Consider the following 18481-nt stretch of genomic DNA (forward strand, 5'->3'; position numbering starts at 1 on the left):
AATCTAGGGCACATCCGGCACCTCATGATCACAGGTTCTCCATACATGTGCCCCGCCTGCCCGCCGGCTGTGCCCTGCCTGCGCCCCGCCGGTGACCCGGGGGCCTCCCTGTACGGTCGGGGAGTGAGTACCAGCCCCGCCCCCGAGCTCTTCACCTGGGAGTTCGCCAGCGATCCCTATCCCGCCTACGCCTGGCTGCGGGAGCACGCGCCCGTGCACCGCACCAGACTGCCCAGCGGGGTCGAGGCCTGGCTCGTCACCCGGTACGCGGACGCCCGGCAGGCCCTCGCCGACCAGAGGCTCTCCAAGAACCCGGCGCACCATGACGAGTCCCCGCACGCGAAGGGGAAGACGGGCATCCCGGGCGAGCGCAAGGCCGAGCTGATGACGCATCTGCTCAACATCGACCCGCCGGACCACACCCGGCTGCGGCGGCTCGTGTCGAAGGCCTTCACGCCGCGCCGGGTCGCGGAGTTCGCGCCGCGCGTGCAGGAGCTGACCGACCGGCTCATGGACGACTTCGTGGAGAAGGGGAGCGCCGACCTCATCCACGAGTTCGCGTTCCCGCTCCCCATCTACGCGATCTGCGACCTGCTCGGCGTGCCCCCGGAGGACCAGGACGACTTCCGGGACTGGGCCGGGATGATGATCCGGCACGGCGGCGGGCCGCGCGGCGGGGTCGCCCGGTCGGTGAAGAAGATGCGCGGCTACCTCGCGGAGCTGATCCACCGCAAGCGCGAGGAGCCCGGCGAGGACCTCATCTCGGGGCTCATCAGGGCCTCCGACCACGGCGAGCACCTCACCGAGAACGAGGCCGCCGCCATGGCCTTCATCATCCTCTTCGCCGGCTTCGAGACGACCGTGAACCTCATCGGCAACGGCGTCTACCAGTTGCTCCGCCATCCCGAGCAGCGCGAGCGGCTCCAGGCCTCGGTCGCGGCGGGGGAGACGGGGCTCCTGGAGACGGGCGTCGAGGAGCTGCTGCGGTACGACGGGCCGGTGGAGATGGCGACCTGGCGGTACGCGACGCAGGCACTGACCGTCGGCGGGCAGGAGATCCCGGCGGGCGACCCGGTGCTCGTGGTCCTCGCCGCCGCCAACCGGGACCCGGAGCGGTTCGCGGAGCCGGACACGCTGGACCTCTCCCGGCGCGACAACCAGCACCTCGGGTACGGGCACGGCATCCACTACTGCCTGGGGGCGCCGCTCGCCCGCCTGGAAGGACAGGCCGCGCTGGCCACGCTCCTGACGCGCCTGCCCGACCTGCGACTTGCGGCCGATCCCGCCGAACTGCGGTGGCGCGGCGGGCTCATCATGCGGGGATTGCGCACGCTTCCGGTTGATTTCACCCCTTCCGTACGCCTCCTGTGAGTTGACGGACCGTCAGAAATGTGATCTTCACGTGATCGGGGGTCCATCGACTTGTGACGAGCGTTCGAATGCCGCTACGTTTCCCGGCAGTCTCAGCCGTCACGCGAAAGGCCTCCCTATGCGCTCCGGGAACGGACGACACCGTCGCCCCCGTCAGGCCCCCGCCATCGTCGTCGCCGCGGGAGTGACCGGATCCGCTCTGGCGCTGCCGCTGCTCGCCAGTGGCTCCGCCTCCGCCGCCGACGCGGCGACCTGGGACCGGGTCGCCGAGTGCGAGTCCGGTGGCCAGTGGAGTGCCAACTTCGGCAACGGCATGTACGGCGGCCTCCAGTTCACCCAGGACAGCTGGGAGCGGAACGGCGGCCTCGCCTACGCGCCCAGCCCCGACCTGGCCAGCCGCGCCCAGCAGATCGCGATCGCCGACACGGCGCTCGCCGGTGGCAGCAATGACTGGGCCACCTGCGCGCCCATCGCCGGTCTGGCGAACGACGGCAAGGTCACCGGGGTCAACCCGGGCCCCGCCGCTGCCACGAAGGCGCCCACGGGGCCCGTGGCGGAATCGAACCGGACCGCGGGCGTCCCGGTCACCCCGTCGGAGACCGCCGCTGCCGAGAAGGCCACCGCCGCGGAGAGGGCCGCCAAGGCCACCGCGACCACCGAGGCCGCCGAGTCGCCCCGTACCGCGTCGAAGGCCCCCGCCGCGCCCGCCACCCCTGTCAGCCCCACCGCGCCGGTCAGCCCGACCGCGCCGGCGACGGCGGCCACGCCGACCGCCCCGGGCACGGCGACCACGCCGGCCACGCCGGTCGGCCCGACCGCGCCGGGCACCTCGACCACCACCCCGGCAGCGCCCGACGCGTCCCTGACGCCCGTATCGCCCGAGACGCCGAAGGGTGACGCCTCGTCGGCCACGCCCGGCACCGGCAAGCACCGGGGCGACGCAGCTCCGGAGGAAACCGGCAAGACGGACACTCCTGCCGAATCCGGAAAGCATGCTTCATCGACGGACAAGCTGGCGGAAAGCCCCGCCGGCACGCCCGTCGCTGACGAGGTGAAGAATTCGGACACAACGGACAGTCAGGGCGCTTCGGGCGCGTACACCGTGCGGCCCGGTGACAACCTGTCCGAGATTGCACAGGAGAACGAACTCCCCGGCGGCTGGAACGCCCTCTACGACGCCAACCGCGGGACCGTGGGCATCGATCCGGACCTCATCGTCCCTGGTCAGAGCCTCGACCTGACGATCGGTTCGGAAGCGAAGGCCGAGTAGTTCGGGAGCTTATGTCCGGTTCTGGGCAAGTGAGACATGGGTCTCTTCGCCTCAACTGGCGTGTCCCGTCCGCGAACTTTGCTCCCGTCACCTCCCACCTGCGCAAACGCCCCCCACCGGAGGGCAAGTAGGGGCGATATTTCCGCAATACGCCTCTTTGAACTTCCGGTGGGTCTGTGTCTACGGTCGTAACCGCTCGCCACCGCGGGCCCCGTCGACCGAAACGCCGAATCCTGCCGTCGGCCGATGGGAACGTCGCGTAAGCGCCGTAGGCAGGAGCGGGGGACCCAAGGTAAGTGCCGACCCCGGCCGTTGAGACAGACGGCCGACGATCGGCTAGGGGTTAAGTCGCGTGCTAGGACACGCGGCCGGACAACTCATTGGTCCGAACCCGACAGCTCACCTCGTAGGCGTCGGTGAGGAGAATCTCCATGCTGTTTTCCGGCAAGGGCAAACACCGTCGTCCCTCCAAGGCCACCCAGGTCGCCACGCTCGTCGGCGTCACCGGTGTCGCCGTCGCCGCCCCGCTGATGACCGCGGGCACCGCCTCGGCCGCCACGTCCTCCGAGTGGGACCGCGTCGCCCAGTGCGAGTCCGGCGGCAACTGGTCGATCAACACCGGCAACGGGTACTACGGCGGCCTGCAGTTCTCCGCCTCCACCTGGGCCGCGTACGGCGGCACCGCCTACGCCTCGACCGCCAACCAGGCGTCGAAGTCCCAGCAGATCACCATCGCCGAGAAGGTCCTCGCGGGCCAGGGCAAGGGTGCCTGGCCGTCCTGTGGCGTGGGCCTCTCCGGCGCCTCGTACGACGGCGGCTCCGCCGAGAGCGCGCCGCAGCAGGCCGCGCCGAAGCAGGAGACCCAGCAGCAGTCGCAGCCGCAGCGCTCGACCGAGCAGCCGACCACCCGCAGCGAGCAGCGCCAGGCCCCGAAGCAGGCCACGCAGCAGCAGGCCGCCCCGAAGGCCGCCACCAAGAAGACGGTCACCACCCCGACCGGCAAGGTGGTCAAGAAGGGTGACGGCGAGTACAAGGTCGTCGCCGGCGACACCCTCAGCAAGATCGCCGAGGCGCACGGCGTCAAGGGCGGCTGGGCCGAGCTCTTCGAGCTGAACAAGGACGTCGTCGAGAACGCCGACCTCATCTACGTGGGCCAGCAGCTCCACCTCAAGTGAGCCCGGCGGCTCGGGTGAGTCCGGCGGCTCGCCCGACCCCTCCTATGACCCTCCCGCGGTGACCACCCCGGTCCGGCGCACTCTCCCCCGTGCGCGCCGGACCGGGGTTCCGTGTGTCCGGGGTCCGTATGTCAGGGGTCCGTACGTCAGGTTTCCCGGGTTCGGGACGACTTGACGGTTACCGCCCAGTAGATCTGGGGCCCTTCGTCCCGAGATGCATGCCCTTGGGTCCTTTTTCGTCCCAGGGGGCGGGCGCAGGGCCGGCCGGAGCCCCGGAGCCGGTTAGGCTCTTGTCGCAAGGCCAAGCGACCCTGCACCGGCCATGCGTCACATCCAGCGTCACATCCCAAAAAGGAGATGCTCGTGCCGTCCATCGACGTCGTCGTAGCCCGGGAAATCCTGGACTCCCGAGGCAACCCCACGGTCGAGGTCGAGGTCGGCCTCGACGACGGCAGCACCGGTCGTGCTGCTGTTCCGTCCGGTGCCTCCACCGGTGCGTTCGAGGCCATCGAGCTTCGCGACGGTGACCCGAACCGCTACCTCGGCAAGGGTGTCGAGAAGGCCGTCCTCGCCGTCATCGAGCAGATCGGCCCGGAGCTCGTCGGGTACGACGCCACCGAGCAGCGCCTGATCGACCAGGCGATGTTCGACCTCGACGCCACCGAGAACAAGGGCTCGCTCGGCGCCAACGCCATCCTCGGCGTCTCCCTCGCCGTCGCGCACGCCGCGTCCGAGGCCTCGGACCTCCCGCTCTTCCGCTACCTCGGCGGCCCGAACGCGCACCTGCTGCCCGTTCCGATGATGAACATCCTCAACGGTGGGTCGCACGCCGACTCCAACGTGGACATCCAGGAGTTCATGATCGCCCCGATCGGCGCGGAGTCCTTCTCCGAGGCCCTTCGCTGGGGTGCGGAGATCTACCACACCCTCAAGGGCGTGCTGAAGCGCAAGGGCCTCTCCACCGGCCTCGGCGACGAGGGCGGCTTCGCCCCGAACCTGGAGTCGAACCGCGCCGCCCTGGACCTCATCATCGAGGCCATCAAGGAGGCCGGCTACACCCCGGGCACCGACGTCGCGCTCGCACTCGACGTCGCCGCGTCCGAGTTCTACAAGGACGGCTCGTACGAGTTCGAGGGCAAGTCCCGCTCGGCCGCCGAGATGACCGAGTACTACGAGGAGCTCGTCTCCGCGTACCCGATGGTCTCCATCGAGGACCCGCTGTACGAGGACGACTGGGCGGGCTGGAAGGTCCTCACCGACAAGCTGGGCGCCAAGGTCCAGATCGTCGGCGACGACCTCTTCGTCACCAACCCGGAGCGCCTCGCCCGCGGCATCGAGGAGGGCACCGCGAACGCCCTCCTGGTCAAGGTCAACCAGATCGGCTCGCTGACCGAGACTCTGGACGCCGTCGAGCTGGCCCAGCGCAACGGCTTCAAGTGCATGATGTCCCACCGCTCCGGCGAGACCGAGGACGTCACCATCGCCGACCTCGCCGTCGCGGTGAACTGCGGTCAGATCAAGACCGGCGCCCCGGCCCGCTCGGACCGCGTCGCCAAGTACAACCAGCTCCTGCGCATCGAGGAGATCCTCGACGACGCCGCGGTCTACGCCGGCCGCAGCGCCTTCCCGCGCTTCAAGGGCTGATCAGCAGATCAAGGGCTGACACCTCTCCGTAGTGCAGCTTCCGTACGTCCCCGTACTCGGTCCCGTACCGTGTGCGGGGACGTACGTATGAACAGGGGAGGCGACACGACATGGCCGCGAAGGACCGGGACCGGTTCTCGACCGCGACCCGGATCAGGCTGCTCGGCGAGCAGACCGCCGCCCGTGTCTACCGCTCCCAGACCCGCCGCCAGGCCCGCCGCTCCCGGCTCACCGGCCGCGCGGCCTTCCTCGCCCTCGTGGTCTGCTCCCTCGTCGTGGCCCTCGCCTACCCGATGCGGAGCTACGTCTCGCAGCAGGGCGAGATCGCCGACCAGGAGCGCCGGGCGGCCGAGGCGGCCCGGCGGGTCGAGGAGCTGCGGGACGAGAAGGCCCGCCTCCAGGACCCGGCCTACGTCCGCCGCCTCGCCCGCGAGCACCTGCACTACCTGCTGCCCGGCGAGACCGGCTTCACCGTGAACGACCCCGACGCGGAGCAGCGGCCCCGCGCCGACCAGGGAACGGCGGACCGTCCCTGGTACGACAACCTCTGGGACGGCGTCGACCACGCCGACCGCCCCTGACCCCTCCTCCGCGACAACGATCAAGGCAACCGAAAAAACATGGAAACGCCCCCTCCGCAGACCGAACGCACCGAGCCCACCGAGAAGGACATCGCCGCCTTCGAGCTCCAGCTCGGTCGGCCGCCCCGCGGCCTGCGCGCCATCGCGCACCGCTGCCCGTGCGGCAATCCGGACGTCGTCGAGACGGCGCCGCGGCTCCCCGACGGCACGCCGTTCCCGACGACGTACTACCTGACCTGCCCCCGGGCGGCCTCGGCCATCGGCACCCTGGAGGCCAACGGGGTCATGAAGGAGATGCAGGCCCGGCTCGCCACGGACCCGGAGCTCGCCGCCGCCTACCGGGCCGCGCACGAGGACTACATCGCCCGCCGTGACGCGATCGAGGTCCTGGAGGGCTTCCCGAGCGCCGGCGGCATGCCGGACCGCGTCAAGTGCCTGCACGTCCTCGTCGGCCACTCGCTGGCCGCGGGCCCGGGCGTCAACCCGTTCGGCGACGAGGCCCTCGCGATGCTGCCGGAGTGGTGGGCGAAGGGCGCCTGCGTCACGCCGTGCGCCGACAAGGGCGCCGACAAGGGCGCCGACAAGGGCGCCGACAAGGGCGGGGACAAGGAAGAAGAGGAGCAGGGCGAGTGACCCGGGTCGCCGGAATCGACTGCGGGACGAACTCGATCCGTCTCCTCGTCGCCGACGTCCACCCCGAGACGGGTGACCTCGTCGAGCTGGACCGGCGGATGACGATCGTCCGGCTCGGGCAGGGCGTCGACAAGACGGGCCGGCTCGCGCCGGAGGCGCTGGAGCGGACCTTCGCGGCCTGCCGCGAGTACGCCGCGGTCATCGAGGAGCTGGGCGCCGAGAAGCTCCGCTTCGTCGCCACCTCCGCCTCGCGCGACGCCGAGAACCGCCAGGACTTCGTGAACGGGGTCGTGGAGATCCTGGGCGTCGAGCCCGAGGTGATCACCGGCGACCAGGAGGCGGAGTTCTCCTTCACCGGCGCCACCGGCGAGCTGCACGGCACGGAGACGTACCTCGTCGTGGACATCGGCGGCGGCTCGACCGAGTTCGTCACCGGTAACAAGCACGTCGAGGCCGCCCGCTCCGTCGACATCGGCTGCGTCCGGCTGACCGAGCGGCACGTCCGCCACGACCCGCCGACCGCGGAGGAGGTCGCCGCGATCCGCGCCGACGTCCGCGCCGCGCTCGACCTGGCCGCGGAGACCGTGCCGATCGGCACGGCGGACACCCTCGTCGGGCTCGCCGGCTCGGTCACCACCGTCGCCGCGATCGCCCTCGGGCTCACGGAGTACGACTCCGAGAAGATCCACCACTCCCGGATCTCCGCCGAGCGGGTCGCCGAGGTGACCGACCGCCTCCTCGCCTCCACGCACGACGAGCGGGCCGCGATCCCCGTCATCCACCCCGGACGGATCGACGTGATCATCGCCGGAGCGCTCGTCCTGAGGGAGATCGTGGAGCGCGTCGGAGCGAGCGAGGTCGTCGTCAGCGAGCACGACATCCTCGATGGGATCGCCCTATCCGTGGCATAGCGGGCATCTATCGAGCGTCCTGACGACACACCGTCGGGAAAGTTCGTGAAGTTCTTCACAAGGAAAAGGGCCCTGATGGCGCCCGAAGGGGGTCCGGAGGGGGTCTTTGGGCCTTCCGAGGGCCGTCTCAGGGCCCTTTCGCAGGCGCGGAGGCCACTTCGCTCGTTGTTTCCATCGCGTGAACGCACCCGGTGGTTCAGCGTTAACGAGGCCTCTCCAGGCCAGTTCACGAGGGGTGAACAACGTTCACCCCCGCACCCCGGTTCCTTTGCACCGTCATGACATGGATCACGTGGGCGGCGGAGTGTAGCAGAGGTGCGCCAGGACCTTGTGAAGGGGCGCACGAGCAACCCCCCAGGGGTGGGTGGATACTCGATCTCATGAGCACCACGGAGCGTCCCAGGATCCTCGTAGTAGGCGGCGGGTACGTAGGCCTGTACGCAGCTCGGCGCATCCTCAAGAAGATGCGCTATGCGGAAGCGACCGTCACGGTCGTCGACCCGCGGTCGTACATGACCTACCAGCCCTTCCTGCCCGAAGCCGCCGCCGGCAGCATCTCGCCGAGGCACGTCGTCGTCCCGCTGCGACGCGTCCTCCCCAAGGCCGAGGTGCTCACCGGTCGGGTCACCACCATCGACCAGGACCGCAAGGTCGCCACCGTCGCGCCGCTCGTCGGCGAGGCGTACGAGCTGCCTTTCGACTACCTCGTCATCGCGATGGGCGCGGTCTCCCGCACCTTCCCGATCCCCGGCCTCGCCGAGCAGGGCATCGGCATGAAGGGCATCGAGGAGGCCATCGGCCTGCGCAACCACGTCCTCGAGCAGCTCGACAAGGCCGACTCGACCACCGACGAGGAGGTCCGCCGCAAGGCGCTGACCTTCGTCTTCGTGGGCGGCGGCTTCGCCGGCGCGGAGACCATCGGCGAGGTCGAGGACCTGGCCCGTGACGCGTCGAAGTACTACCAGAACGTCAAGCGCGAGGACATGCGCTTCGTCCTGGTCGACGCGGCCGACAAGATCCTCCCCGAGGTGGGCCCCAAGCTCGGCCAGTACGGCAAGGAGCACCTCGAGGGCCGCGGTATCGAGATCTACCTCGAGACCTCGATGGACTCCTGCGTCGACGGCCACGTCGTGCTGAAGAACGGCCTCGAGGTCGACTCCAACACGATCGTGTGGACCGCCGGTGTGAAGCCGAACCCGGCGCTCTCCCGCTTCGGTCTGCCGCTCGGCCCCCGCGGCCACGTGGACTGCAACGAGAAGCTCCAGATCAACGGCCTCGACTACGCGTGGGCCGCGGGCGACAACGCCCAGGTGCCGGACATGGTCGGCCGCAAGGCCGGCAACCCGAACGCCTGGTGCCCGCCGAACGCCCAGCACGCGCTGCGTCAGGCGAAGGTCCTCGGCGACAACGTGGTGGCCGGCATGCGCGGCTTCCCGCAGGCCGACTACAGCCACGCCAACAAGGGCGCCGTGGCCGGCCTCGGCCTCCACAAGGGCGTCGCGATGATCGTCATGGGCAAGGTGAAGATCAAGCTCAAGGGCCGTCTCGCCTGGTACATGCACCGCGGCTACCACGGCATGGCCATGCCGACCTGGAACCGCAAGATCCGCGTCTTCGCGGACTGGACCCTCGCGATGTTCCTCAAGCGCGAGGTCGTCTCCCTCGGCGCCATCGAGACGCCGCGCGAGGAGTTCTACGAGGCCGCCAAGCCCGCCCCCGCCCCGGCCGCGCCGGCGCAGGAGAAGGCCAAGGCCTCCTAAGGCACCGCAGTACACGCAATACCCCGAAAGGGCCGTCCGCCATCCGTGGTGCGGACGGCCCTTCGCGTGTTTTGCCGAGTCGTTGCGCTGCGCCGGGATGGGAAATACCTACGCAGGGTGTTCCCTTGGTGACGAGCATTTCTGGGGCACGAGATCACGGAGGTGTGCACCATGGCCGACGCCGCGTCGCGGCTGACGACTCTCGCCGAGGAACTCCTCGGAGGACCGCTCCCGGTCCGACTGCGAGCCTGGGACGGCAGCGAAGCCGGCCCCGCGGGCGCCCCCGTCCTGATCGTCCGTGACCGCCGCGCCCTGCGGAGAATGATCTGGAAGCCCGGCGAACTGGGTCTTGCCCGTGCCTGGGTGGCCGGGGAGCTCGACGTCGAAGGGGACCTGTACGAGGTCCTGGACCGGATCTCGGGCCTCCTCTGGGAGCGCCCCGAGGACACCAGGAGCCGCCTCACGGCCCTGCGCGACTCCGTACGGGACCCGAAGCTCCGCGCCGCCGCCCGCGCCCTGCTCGGGCTCGCCGGGCCGTTCCCGCCCCCGCCGCCGCCCGCCGAGGAGATGCGCGGCCGCAGCGGCCACAGCCACAGCAGGCGCCGCGACAAGCAGGCGATCAGTCACCACTACGACGTGGGCAACGACTTCTACGAGATCGTCCTCGGCCCGTCCATGGTCTACTCCTGCGCCTACTGGACGGAGGACGGGACCCTGGAGGACGCCCAGCGCGACAAACTGGACCTCATCGCCCGCAAGCTGAACCTCACCGAGGGCGACCGGCTCCTCGACGTGGGGTGCGGCTGGGGCTCCATGGCCCTGCACGCCGCCCGCGAGTACGGCGCCCGGGTCGTCGGCATCACCCTCTCCCGCGAGCAGGCCGCCTACGCCCGCAAGCGCGTCGCGGACGAGGGCCTCACCGACCTCGTGGAGATCCGCGTCCAGGACTACCGGGACGTCGCGGACGGCCCGTACGACGCGATCTCCTCGATCGGCATGGCCGAGCACGTCGGGGCCGTGAAGTACCGGGAGTACGCCGACACGCTGTACGGGCTCCTCAAGCCCGGCGGACGGCTCCTCAACCACCAGATCTCCCGCCGGCCCGAGCCCGACGAGGAGGCCTACGAGATCGACCCCTTCATCGACGCGTACGTCTTCCCGGACGGCGAACTCGCCCCCATGGGCCGGACGCTGTCCACCCTGGAGGACGCCGGCTTCGAGGTCCGCGACGTCGAGGCGCTCCGCGAGCACTACGCGCTCACCCTGCGCCGGTGGGTGGCCAACCTGGAGCGGGAGTGGGACCGCGCGGTCCGGCTCACCTCGCCCGGCCGGGCCAGGATCTGGCGGCTCTACATGGCGGCCTCCGCCGTCTCCTTCGAACGCAACCGGATCGGCGTGAACCAGTTCCTCGCCGTGAAGACCCCGCTGTCGGGGAAGAGCGGGACGGCGCTGCGGCCGCGCGTCTGGAACGAGAAGACGGCCTGAACACGCCGAAGGGCCGGTCTCCCCGCGGCGGGGAGACCGGCCCTTCATACGCACTGCTTTCGCTACTCCGCTACTCGGCCTTGATGGCCGAGAGCATGTTCAGCCGCGCGGCGCTCCGGGCCGGCCACAGGGAGGCGAGGACGCCGACCAGGCCGGCCAGGACCAGGAAGATCCCGATCCGGTCCCAGGGCAGGACCAGGGAGTAGCCCGGCAGGCTGTCGGCGAAGGTCTCGCCGATGGCCCAGCCGAGGAACGCGCCCAGGCCGATGCCGACGACCGCGCCGAACACCGAGATGACCACGGCCTCCAGACGGACCATCCGCTTCACACGGCGCCGGTCGAGACCGATCGCCCGCAGCATGCCGATCTCCTGCTGACGCTCGAAGACGGACATTGCGAGGGTGTTGACGACGCCGAGGATGGCGATGAGCAGGGCCATCGCGAGCAGGCCGTAGACGATGTTCAGGAGCAGGTTGATCTGCCCGCCGAAGGTGTCACGGATGTCCTTCTCGTCCATGATGCTGATGGCCGGGTTGTCGCCCAGCGCCTTCGCCAGCGCCTTCTCGTTGGCGGCCGACGGGCCGCCGTCCGTCTTCACGAAGATCTGCGGCGTGTAGGCCCGCTGCTCGTGCGCCTTGATGGTCTTGTGGTCGATCAGGACCGGCGAGACGAACTCGCTGTCCTTGTAGACCGCGCCGATCGTGAGCTTGGCCTTGGCCTTGTCGAGGTACTCGACCGGGACGGTGTCGCCGACCTTCAGGCCGCGCTTCGTCGCGGTCTTCTCCGCGACGGCGATCTTGCCGTCCTTGAGGGAGCCGAGCGAGCCGGTCACGACGTCGAGCTTGAGGACCTGCTCGACGTCGCCGGGGGTGACGCCGGAGGCCGAGGCGTAGTCGCCCTTGATCTTCAGGGCGCCGGCCTGCTGCGGGGAGACCGCCGTGACGCCCGCGGCCTTCTCCAGGGCGGCCAGCGCCTCGTCGCCGAGGCTCTCGCCACTGGCCATGGTGATCATGTAGTCGGCCTTGATCTGGTCGACCGTCATCTTGTCCAGGGCGCTGCCGACGGTCGCGCCGAGCACCGAGAGGCCGGTGACCAGGGTCAGACCGATGGCGAGCGCGGAGGCGGTGGCGCCGGTACGGCGCGGGTTGCGGACCGCGTTGAGGCCGGCGAGCTTGCCGGAGACCCCGAAGACGCTCACGAAGAGCGGGCGGATCAGGGCGATCACGGGCCGGGACAGGAACGGGATCAGCACGATGACACCGATGAGGGTGACGAAGGCGCCGCCCGCGATGAGCATGCGGCCCTCGTCGCCGCCCTGGCCGGCGCCGAGCACGATCAGGACGACACCGAGCGCGGTGAGCGCGGCGCCGATGGAGTTCCGCACGACGAGCGACTTGCCGCTGGGGGTGGAGTGGACGCTGCTCATGGCGGCGACCGGCGGGATCTTCGCGGCGCGGCGGCCGGGCAGCCAGGCCGCGAGCATCGTGATGAGGACGCCGACGCCGAAGGCGGCGAGGACGGGGGTGGCTTCGAGGACGAGCGGGCCGCCCGGAACCTTCAGGTCGAAGGCGCTCATGGCCGAGCGGAGACCGGCGGCGAGACCGATGCCCAGGGCGTAGCCGACGGCCGAGGCGACGAGACCGACGAGACCGGCCTCGGCGAGGACGGAACGGGTGATCTGCTTGCGCGAGGCACCGACCGCGCGCATCAGCGCCAGTTCCTTGGTGCGCTGCGCGACCAGCATGGTGAAGGTGTTGGAGATCAGGAAGACGCCGACGAAGAGGGCGATGCCCGCGAAGCCGAGCAGGACCTGGTTGAGGTTGCCGAGGCCGGACTCGATGTCCTTGGCCTGCTGGTCGGCGAGGGCCGCGCCGGTCTGGGCCGTGGCGGACTTCGGGACGACCTTCAGGACCTCGGTGAGGATCTTGTCCGCGTCGGTGCCGGGGGCGGCGGTGACGGTCAGGTCCCGGAAGAACCCGGGCTTCAGGTAGAGCTTCTGGGCGACGGGGGTGTCGAAGAGGATCAGGCTGCCGCCCGCGTTGACGGCGCCGTCCTCGGTCGTGAAGACACCGGAGAGGGTGTACTCCTTCACCGGGCCGTTGGTGGCGACGCGGACGCTGTCGCCGACCTTGTAGTCGCCCTTGTCGGCGGTGTCCTTGTCCAGGGCGATCTGACCGGCCTCGACCGGCCCGTCGCCCGCGGTGAAGGCGTACGCGCGGTCCTTGCCGTCCTTGCCGGGCGCGAAGTTGGTGCCCTTGTTGGACCAGCCGACGCCGATCAGCTTGCCGTCCTTGTCGGGGACACCGGCGAAGCCGTCGACGCGGGCGGAGACGGAGGCGACGCCGTCGAGCTTCCCGACGCGGTCGACGACCGCCTGCGACAGGCCGGGGGTCTTCTGGGCCTCCGCGTCGCTCGGGTACATGTTCACGGCGACGGCGACGTCGTCGTAGCTCTTGGCGGACTGGCTGCGGAAGGCGCTGGAGAGGGTGTCGGTGAAGACGAGGGTGCCGGAGACGAAGGCCACGCCGAGCATCACGGCGAGGACGGTCATCAGCAGTCTCGCCTTGTGCGCGAGGACGTTGCGCAGGGCGGTACGGAACATGGGTGTGTCCTGAAGGAGGGTGGGGCGGGACGGAGGTCGGGGCGGCGTGACGCTTCGGCGTCGCTCGCGTCAGCTCGTGCGGCCCTTGGCGTCGAAGGCCTTCATGCGGTCGAGCACCCCGTCCGCCGTCGGGTGCAGCATCTCGTCGACGATCCGGCCGTCGGCGAGGAAGATCACGCGGTCCGCGTAGGAGGCGGCGACCGGGTCGTGGGTGACCATGACGACGGTCTGGCCCAGCTCGCGGACCGAGTTGCGCAGGAAGCCCAGGACCTCGGCGCCGGAGCGCGAGTCCAGGTTTCCGGTCGGCTCGTCACCGAAGATGATCTCGGGGCGGGAGGCCAGGGCGCGGGCCACGGCCACGCGCTGCTGCTGGCCGCCGGAGAGCTCGGTGGGGCGGTGGCTGAGCCGGGCGGAGAGGCCGAGCATGTCGATGACCTGCTGGACCCATTGCTTGTTGGCCTTGCGGCCCGCGATGTCCATCGGCAGCGTGATGTTCTCCAGGGCCGTCAGCGTCGGCAGCAGGTTGAAGGCCTGGAAGATGAAGCCGATCTTGTCCCGGCGGAGCTGGGTGAGCTGCTTGTCCTTGAGGGTGGAGAGCTCGGTCTCGCCGATCCGCACCGAGCCGGAGGAGAAGGAGTCCAGGCCGGCGACGCAGTGCATCAGGGTCGACTTGCCGGAGCCGGAGGGGCCCATGATCGCGGTGAACTCGCCCTGCCGGAAGTCGACGGTGACGTGGTCGAGCGCGACCACCTGGGTCTCGCCCTGTCCGTAGACCTTCGAGAGATCCGTGGCGCGGGCGGCCACCGCGGTGGCACGGGACACGGTGGGGGTGGTGGTCACGAGGGGGACTCCTGTCACTGCGGGGCTGCTGCGGGAACCCCTCCATCGTGTCGAGCGTTCCGGCCCGGGACGTCCGTCCACGTGCCCGTTCTCGGGGCAGTCTCGAGTCGGACCGGAGCCCCCGATCCTCCTCCTGAGGTATGACGGTGTCCCTGAGAGACCGCTTCGAGCCGACGTGACAGACGTGCGACGACTTTTCGTCATTCCCGTGGGCTCGGCTTTGCGCCTGCGACCCCCGTCACAGTTCGGCGAAAAGCCCCTCACCTGCACTGACGAACCCTCAGGCGTCAATAAAATAAGACAACATCGGGCTGATCTTCCGCTGAACGAGGGAAGGGGCCCGGATAGGCTCCTGTGCCAACGCGGAGCTTCGCGGAACGCCCGGATGGTGGAATACGCAGACACGGCGAGCTTAAACCTCGCTGGCCTTCGGGCCGTACCGGTTCAAGTCCGGTTCCGGGCACCACCCCGGGCCGCAGGCGAGTGCCTGGGGCCCGGAACAGTCCCCTCTGTTCAGCTCGGCAGGTGCTCCAGCAGCCAGGAGCCGAGCTCCTTGGAGAGCAGGGCGGAGCCGGGGTCGGACCCGTCGGTCTTCGACTCGTCGAACGCCTCGACGTCGATCTCGCTCGCGGCGCCGCCGCCGATCAGACCGAGCTTGAGGGGCCTCACCGGCCAGTTGCCGTACCGGTCCAGGCGGTCGGCCTCGTCTCCTTCCGCGGGCGCGGTGCCGTCGTGGGAGAAGTAGGCCGCGGTCTGGTGGTCCATTCGCTGTGTCTCCAGCTTGGCGAGCGTGTAGCGGGCGGCCAGGGCGCCGCGTCCGGTGCCGCCGACGGTCAGCGGGGTGCTGCCCAGGCGCTCCGCGATCGTGCGCAGGACGACCTCCGTGACGGTGCCGCTGTGACGGTCCAAGGTGTCGTCGGCGGTCAGGCCGACGAGGATCAGGTCGCGGCCGCTCGCGTGCAGCTCCGCGAGGAGCGCGTACGAGCCGTCGTCGACGCTCGCGGTCAACGCGTCGAGGTCGGTGCCGGAGTCCCCGACGAGGATCACAGGCTTCTGGATGCCCTTGTGGCCGGGCGCCAGGAAGACCCGGGCCTTGCCTACGGGCAGCTTCCATTCGGTGGTCGGTGCGGTGGCCATCAGCTCTCCCGAGGGGGCGGGTACATGTACGGGAGGAGCGTCGCGGAGCGGTGGGCTCCGGAGTGGGGGAAGATCGAAATCTTCCGGGAAAAGATCCTCCCCGAGCACTAGGGAGTTTCTTTTGCCTACGCATTACCCTTGACGCAAGGCCGCGCCGTGCGGTCTGCCATGGAGGAGTGAGATGAGGAGCAGCAACCCGGTCTTCTCGCGACGGGGGTTCAGCCGCGACAACGGCTACGCGGTGAACGCGCAGCAGCCGCAGGCCGGGGGCCCCGCCGTCGGAACCAACCCGTACGCCACCGGCAACCCGTACGCCGAGGGTGCGACGAACCCGTACGCCACCAACCCGTACGCCCCGCAGGACGCCGCGCTCGGCGCCCCGCAGCAGGCCCGCGGCAACGTGATGACGATCGACGACGTCGTGAGCCGTACGGCCATGACGCTCGGCACGGTCGTGCTCACCGCCGTCCTGTCCTGGTTCCTGCTGCCGGTCGACTCGGCCAACCTGGGCAAGTCGTACGGCATCGCCATCGGCGCCGCGCTGGTCGCGTTCGTCCTGGCGATGGTGCAGTCCTTCAAGCGCAAGCCGTCTCCCGCGCTGATCCTGGGCTACGCGGCCTTCGAGGGCGTCTTCCTCGGTGTGATCTCGGCCGCCGTCTCGACGTACATCGCCGACGGCGTGGTCATCCAGGCGGTCCTGGGCACGATGGCGGTCTTCGCCGGTGTCCTGATCGCCTACAAGATGGGCTGGATCCGGGTCAACCGACGCTTCTACGGCTTCGTGATGGCCGCTGCCATGGGCTTCATGCTGCTCATGGTGGTCAACCTCCTCTTCGCCGTCTTCGCCGGCGGTGACGGCCTCGGCTTCCGCAGCGGTGGCCTCGGCATCCTCTTCGGTGTCATCGGCGTCATCCTGGGCGCCTGCTTCCTCGCCCTCGACTTCAAGCAGGTCGAGGACGGCGTGAACTACGGCGCGCCGCGCGAGGAGGCCTGGCTGGCCGCCTTCGGTCTCACCATGACCCTGGTGTGGATCTACCTGGAGATGCTGCGTCTGCTGTCGATCCTGCAGGGCGACGACTGACGCCTCTGAGCTCGGGGGAAGGGCCCGTCCGGCTTCGTGCCGGGCGGGCCCTTTCCGCGTGTACGGGGACCTATCGCGCCGCGTCGAGGAGGACGCGGGCGGCGGCCTTCGCCTGGGCGGCCGGCTCGGGGGAGCCGGTGATGCCGGCGACGACCATGGCGCCGTTGGCGAGCAGGGCGAGCTGGTCGGCGAGGGCGGGCGGGGCGCCGAGGGCGTCCGTCTGCGCGGCGAGGTACGCCCGCAGGGCCTCCTTGTGGTCGCGGGCGAGGGTGGTGACGTGCGGGGCGACGCCGCCGAGCTCCCCGAAGGTGTTGATGAACGCGCACCCCCGGAACCCGGGCTCGGCGAACCAGGCACCGAGCCAGTCGAAGACCGCGAGCGCCCGCTCGTACGGGCCGTCGGCGACCCGCGCGCCGTGCGCCGCGAGGGCGTCGCGCACGGCGCCGTCGCGGCGCCGCAGGACCGCCTCGACGAGGACGTCCTTGGAGGGGAAGAGCTGGTAGAGCCGCTTGAGCGAGACCCCGGACGCGGTGCGGAGCGCGTCCATGCCGACCGCCTGCACCCCGCGCTCGTCGAAGAGCCGCTCGGCGGTGTCGAGCACCTTCAGTTCGGCGGCTTCCGCGTCCATCGGCCGAGCACCCCTTGCGTAGAGAACCATCGTTCTCGTAGCCTACAGGGCACCGGGAGAACGATCGTTCTCCCGATCCGGAAACACGGCACCGGAAACGGGGAGTTCCCATGTCCGCCTTCGCCCTGCGCGCCCGCACCGTCACCGTCGACGGACTCGACGTCTTCTACCGGGAGGCCGGCGACCCGGCCCACCCCACGCTCGTCCTGCTGCACGGCTTCCCGTCCAGCTCGCACATGTACCGCGGGCTCATGGCCGAGCTCGCCGACTCGTACCACCTGATCGCCCCCGACCACATCGGCTTCGGCGCCTCGGCCGCGCCGGCCGTCGAGGACTTCCCGTACGGCTTCGAGAAGCTCACCGAGATCACCCTGGGGCTGCTCGACCGGCTCGGCGTCGACCGGTTCGCGCTCTACATCCAGGACTACGGGGCCCCCATCGGCCTGCGGATCGCCTCCCGGAACCCCGAGCGGATCACCGCGATCGTCAGCCAGAGCGGCAACGCCTACCTGGAGGGCTTCACGCCCTTCTGGGACGTGCTCTTCGCCCACGCCGAGGACCGCGAGGCCAACGAGGCCGGGGTGCGGGAGCTGCTGACCGCCGAGGCCACCCGCTGGCAGTACACCCACGGGGTGCCGGCGGACCGGCTCGACCGGATCGGCCCCGAGACCTGGACCCTGGACCAGGCGGGCCTGGACCGGCCCGGCAACAAGGAGATCCAGCTCCAGCTCTTCTGGGACTACCAGTTCAACCTCGACGGCTACCCGGCCTTCCAGGAGTACTTCCGCACCCACCGTCCGCCGCTCCTCGCGGCCTGGGGACGCGGCGACGAGATCTTCGGGCCCGCGGGCGCGGCGGCCTTCGAGCGGGACCTGCCGGACGCCGAGATCCACCTCCTGGACGCCGGACACTTCGCCCTGGAGACGCACGGCGAGGAGATCGCCGCGCTCGTCCGCGACTTCCTCGGCCGGCACGTGAAGTGAGGGGGAGGGGGGTTGCCGGGCGGCGCGTAGGGTGACGGGGTGCGCGATACGAGTGAACTGACCGCCGCCGTCGAGCGCTTCGCCGACCGGCTGCGAGCCGCCCCGCAGAGCCGCCTCCAGCGCGGGGCCGCGGCCGAGGGGCTCGCGCTCGCCCGGGAGCTCGCGGTGCGCGCCCAGCGCGCCGAGAACCCGGAGCGGGAGCCGCTGACGATGCCGGACGCGGGGGTCTTCACCGTCGCCGACCAGCTCGTCGTCGCCGGGAACGACCTGGCGGAGATCCTGCGAACGGCCCCGGCCGATTCCCGCGAGGGGGAACTGGGCGAGGCCGTGAGACTGGTACGTGAGGCGGCGGAGCGCTCGGGGCTCTGAGGCCTCCGGGG

16 protein-coding genes, 1 tRNA gene and 1 riboswitch are annotated in these 18481 nt (G+C 70.3%); of the genes, 13 read left to right on the forward strand and 4 right to left on the reverse strand.

Annotated features, from left to right (window positions below):
• The first annotated feature begins 45 nt into the window (after positions 1–45).
• The 9 genes from OG357_RS23700 to OG357_RS23740 all read left to right on the forward strand — a co-directional run bounded on the left by OG357_RS23700 (position 46) and on the right by OG357_RS23740 (position 10830).
• Complete coding sequence (locus OG357_RS23700; RefSeq protein ID WP_443066719.1) at positions 46–1371, forward strand: cytochrome P450 family protein; 1326 nt, start codon at positions 46–48, stop codon at positions 1369–1371.
• Positions 1372–1555: 184 nt separating this feature from the next.
• Entirely contained in the window at positions 1556–2641 is a 1086-nt protein-coding gene (locus tag OG357_RS23705) for a transglycosylase family protein (RefSeq protein ID WP_329623064.1), read from the forward strand.
• Positions 2642–2895: 254 nt separating this feature from the next.
• Positions 2896–3069, forward strand: a riboswitch (cyclic di-AMP (ydaO/yuaA leader).
• Positions 3070–3072: 3 nt separating this feature from the next.
• On the forward strand, positions 3073–3816 hold the full coding sequence (locus tag OG357_RS23710; protein ID WP_329623065.1) for a transglycosylase family protein: 744 nt from the start codon (positions 3073–3075) through the stop codon (positions 3814–3816).
• 357 nt (positions 3817–4173) lie between these two features.
• The gene (eno, locus tag OG357_RS23715) at positions 4174–5460 is read left to right on the forward strand and encodes a phosphopyruvate hydratase (RefSeq protein ID WP_329623066.1); all 1287 of its coding nucleotides are present in this window, start codon (positions 4174–4176) and stop codon (positions 5458–5460) included.
• Between the two features lie 110 nt (positions 5461–5570).
• Positions 5571–6041, forward strand: coding sequence for an FtsB family cell division protein (locus OG357_RS23720; protein WP_329623067.1), 471 nt, complete (start codon positions 5571–5573; stop codon positions 6039–6041).
• A gap of 39 nt (positions 6042–6080) precedes the next feature.
• Positions 6081–6674 carry a DUF501 domain-containing protein gene (locus OG357_RS23725; RefSeq protein WP_329623068.1) on the forward strand — a complete coding sequence of 198 codons (594 nt, stop codon included), beginning with the start codon at positions 6081–6083 and terminating at the stop codon, positions 6672–6674.
• A complete protein-coding gene (locus tag OG357_RS23730) occupies positions 6671–7585 on the forward strand; it encodes a Ppx/GppA phosphatase family protein (RefSeq protein WP_329623069.1) in 915 nt (304 codons plus the stop codon). Before OG357_RS23725 ends, OG357_RS23730 begins: the two co-directional genes overlap by 4 nt.
• Positions 7586–7965: 380 nt before the next feature.
• On the forward strand, positions 7966–9345 hold the full coding sequence (locus OG357_RS23735) for an NAD(P)/FAD-dependent oxidoreductase (protein ID WP_317596010.1): 1380 nt from the start codon (positions 7966–7968) through the stop codon (positions 9343–9345).
• A 171-nt stretch (positions 9346–9516) separates the two neighbouring features.
• A complete protein-coding gene (locus tag OG357_RS23740) occupies positions 9517–10830 on the forward strand; it encodes a cyclopropane-fatty-acyl-phospholipid synthase family protein (RefSeq protein ID WP_329623070.1) in 1314 nt (437 codons plus the stop codon).
• A 70-nt stretch (positions 10831–10900) separates the two neighbouring features.
• Here OG357_RS23740 and OG357_RS23745 read toward each other — a convergent pair whose 3' ends face one another.
• Together OG357_RS23745 and OG357_RS23750 are read right to left on the reverse strand one after the other, a co-directional pair.
• Positions 10901–13432, reverse strand: coding sequence for an ABC transporter permease (locus OG357_RS23745; RefSeq protein WP_329623071.1), 2532 nt, complete (start codon positions 13430–13432; stop codon positions 10901–10903).
• 69 nt (positions 13433–13501) lie between these two features.
• Positions 13502–14272, reverse strand: a complete 771-nt coding sequence (locus tag OG357_RS23750; RefSeq protein ID WP_329623072.1) for an ABC transporter ATP-binding protein — start codon at positions 14270–14272, stop codon at positions 13502–13504.
• Between the two features lie 379 nt (positions 14273–14651).
• Here OG357_RS23750 and OG357_RS23755 point away from each other — a divergent pair.
• Positions 14652–14738, forward strand: a tRNA-Leu gene (locus OG357_RS23755).
• 47 nt (positions 14739–14785) lie between these two features.
• On the opposite strand, the gene OG357_RS23760 is transcribed toward OG357_RS23755, so the two are convergent.
• Entirely contained in the window at positions 14786–15409 is a 624-nt protein-coding gene (locus OG357_RS23760) for a hypothetical protein (RefSeq protein ID WP_329623073.1), read from the reverse strand.
• 181 nt (positions 15410–15590) lie between these two features.
• On the opposite strand from OG357_RS23760, the gene OG357_RS23765 reads away from it, so the two are divergent.
• On the forward strand, positions 15591–16490 hold the full coding sequence (locus tag OG357_RS23765; RefSeq protein ID WP_329623074.1) for a Bax inhibitor-1/YccA family protein: 900 nt from the start codon (positions 15591–15593) through the stop codon (positions 16488–16490).
• A gap of 70 nt (positions 16491–16560) precedes the next feature.
• On the opposite strand, the gene OG357_RS23770 is transcribed toward OG357_RS23765, so the two are convergent.
• The gene (locus tag OG357_RS23770) at positions 16561–17118 is read right to left on the reverse strand and encodes a TetR/AcrR family transcriptional regulator (protein WP_329623075.1); all 558 of its coding nucleotides are present in this window, start codon (positions 17116–17118) and stop codon (positions 16561–16563) included.
• 110 nt (positions 17119–17228) lie between these two features.
• Here OG357_RS23770 and OG357_RS23775 point away from each other — a divergent pair, with 110 nt between their 5' ends.
• Positions 17229–18101 carry an alpha/beta fold hydrolase gene (locus tag OG357_RS23775; RefSeq protein ID WP_329623076.1) on the forward strand — a complete coding sequence of 291 codons (873 nt, stop codon included), beginning with the start codon at positions 17229–17231 and terminating at the stop codon, positions 18099–18101.
• 39 nt (positions 18102–18140) lie between these two features.
• Entirely contained in the window at positions 18141–18470 is a 330-nt protein-coding gene (locus OG357_RS23780; RefSeq protein WP_329623077.1) for a hypothetical protein, read from the forward strand.
• The last annotated feature ends 11 nt before the right edge of the window (positions 18471–18481 follow it).

Source organism: Streptomyces sp. NBC_01255 (assembly GCF_036226445.1).
Lineage (GTDB): Bacteria > Actinomycetota > Actinomycetes > Streptomycetales > Streptomycetaceae > Streptomyces.

Excerpts from the sequence above, each read along its gene's own strand:
- OG357_RS23700 (WP_443066719.1), top strand. The coding sequence starts at position 46 with ATGTGCCCCGCCTGCCCGCCGGCTGTGCCCTGCCTGCGCCCCGCCGGT.
- OG357_RS23710 (WP_329623065.1), top strand. The coding sequence starts at position 3,073 with ATGCTGTTTTCCGGCAAGGGCAAACACCGTCGTCCCTCCAAGGCCACC.
- eno (WP_329623066.1), top strand. The coding sequence starts at position 4,174 with ATGCTCGTGCCGTCCATCGACGTCGTCGTAGCCCGGGAAATCCTGGAC.
- OG357_RS23720 (WP_329623067.1), top strand. The coding sequence starts at position 5,571 with ATGGCCGCGAAGGACCGGGACCGGTTCTCGACCGCGACCCGGATCAGG.
- OG357_RS23725 (WP_329623068.1), top strand. The coding sequence starts at position 6,081 with ATGGAAACGCCCCCTCCGCAGACCGAACGCACCGAGCCCACCGAGAAG.
- OG357_RS23735 (WP_317596010.1), top strand. The coding sequence starts at position 7,966 with ATGAGCACCACGGAGCGTCCCAGGATCCTCGTAGTAGGCGGCGGGTAC.
- OG357_RS23740 (WP_329623070.1), top strand. The coding sequence starts at position 9,517 with ATGGCCGACGCCGCGTCGCGGCTGACGACTCTCGCCGAGGAACTCCTC.
- OG357_RS23745 (WP_329623071.1), bottom strand. The coding sequence starts at position 13,432 with ATGTTCCGTACCGCCCTGCGCAACGTCCTCGCGCACAAGGCGAGACTG.
- OG357_RS23760 (WP_329623073.1), bottom strand. The coding sequence starts at position 15,409 with ATGGCCACCGCACCGACCACCGAATGGAAGCTGCCCGTAGGCAAGGCC.
- OG357_RS23765 (WP_329623074.1), top strand. The coding sequence starts at position 15,591 with ATGAGGAGCAGCAACCCGGTCTTCTCGCGACGGGGGTTCAGCCGCGAC.
- OG357_RS23770 (WP_329623075.1), bottom strand. The coding sequence starts at position 17,118 with ATGGACGCGGAAGCCGCCGAACTGAAGGTGCTCGACACCGCCGAGCGG.
- OG357_RS23775 (WP_329623076.1), top strand. The coding sequence starts at position 17,229 with ATGTCCGCCTTCGCCCTGCGCGCCCGCACCGTCACCGTCGACGGACTC.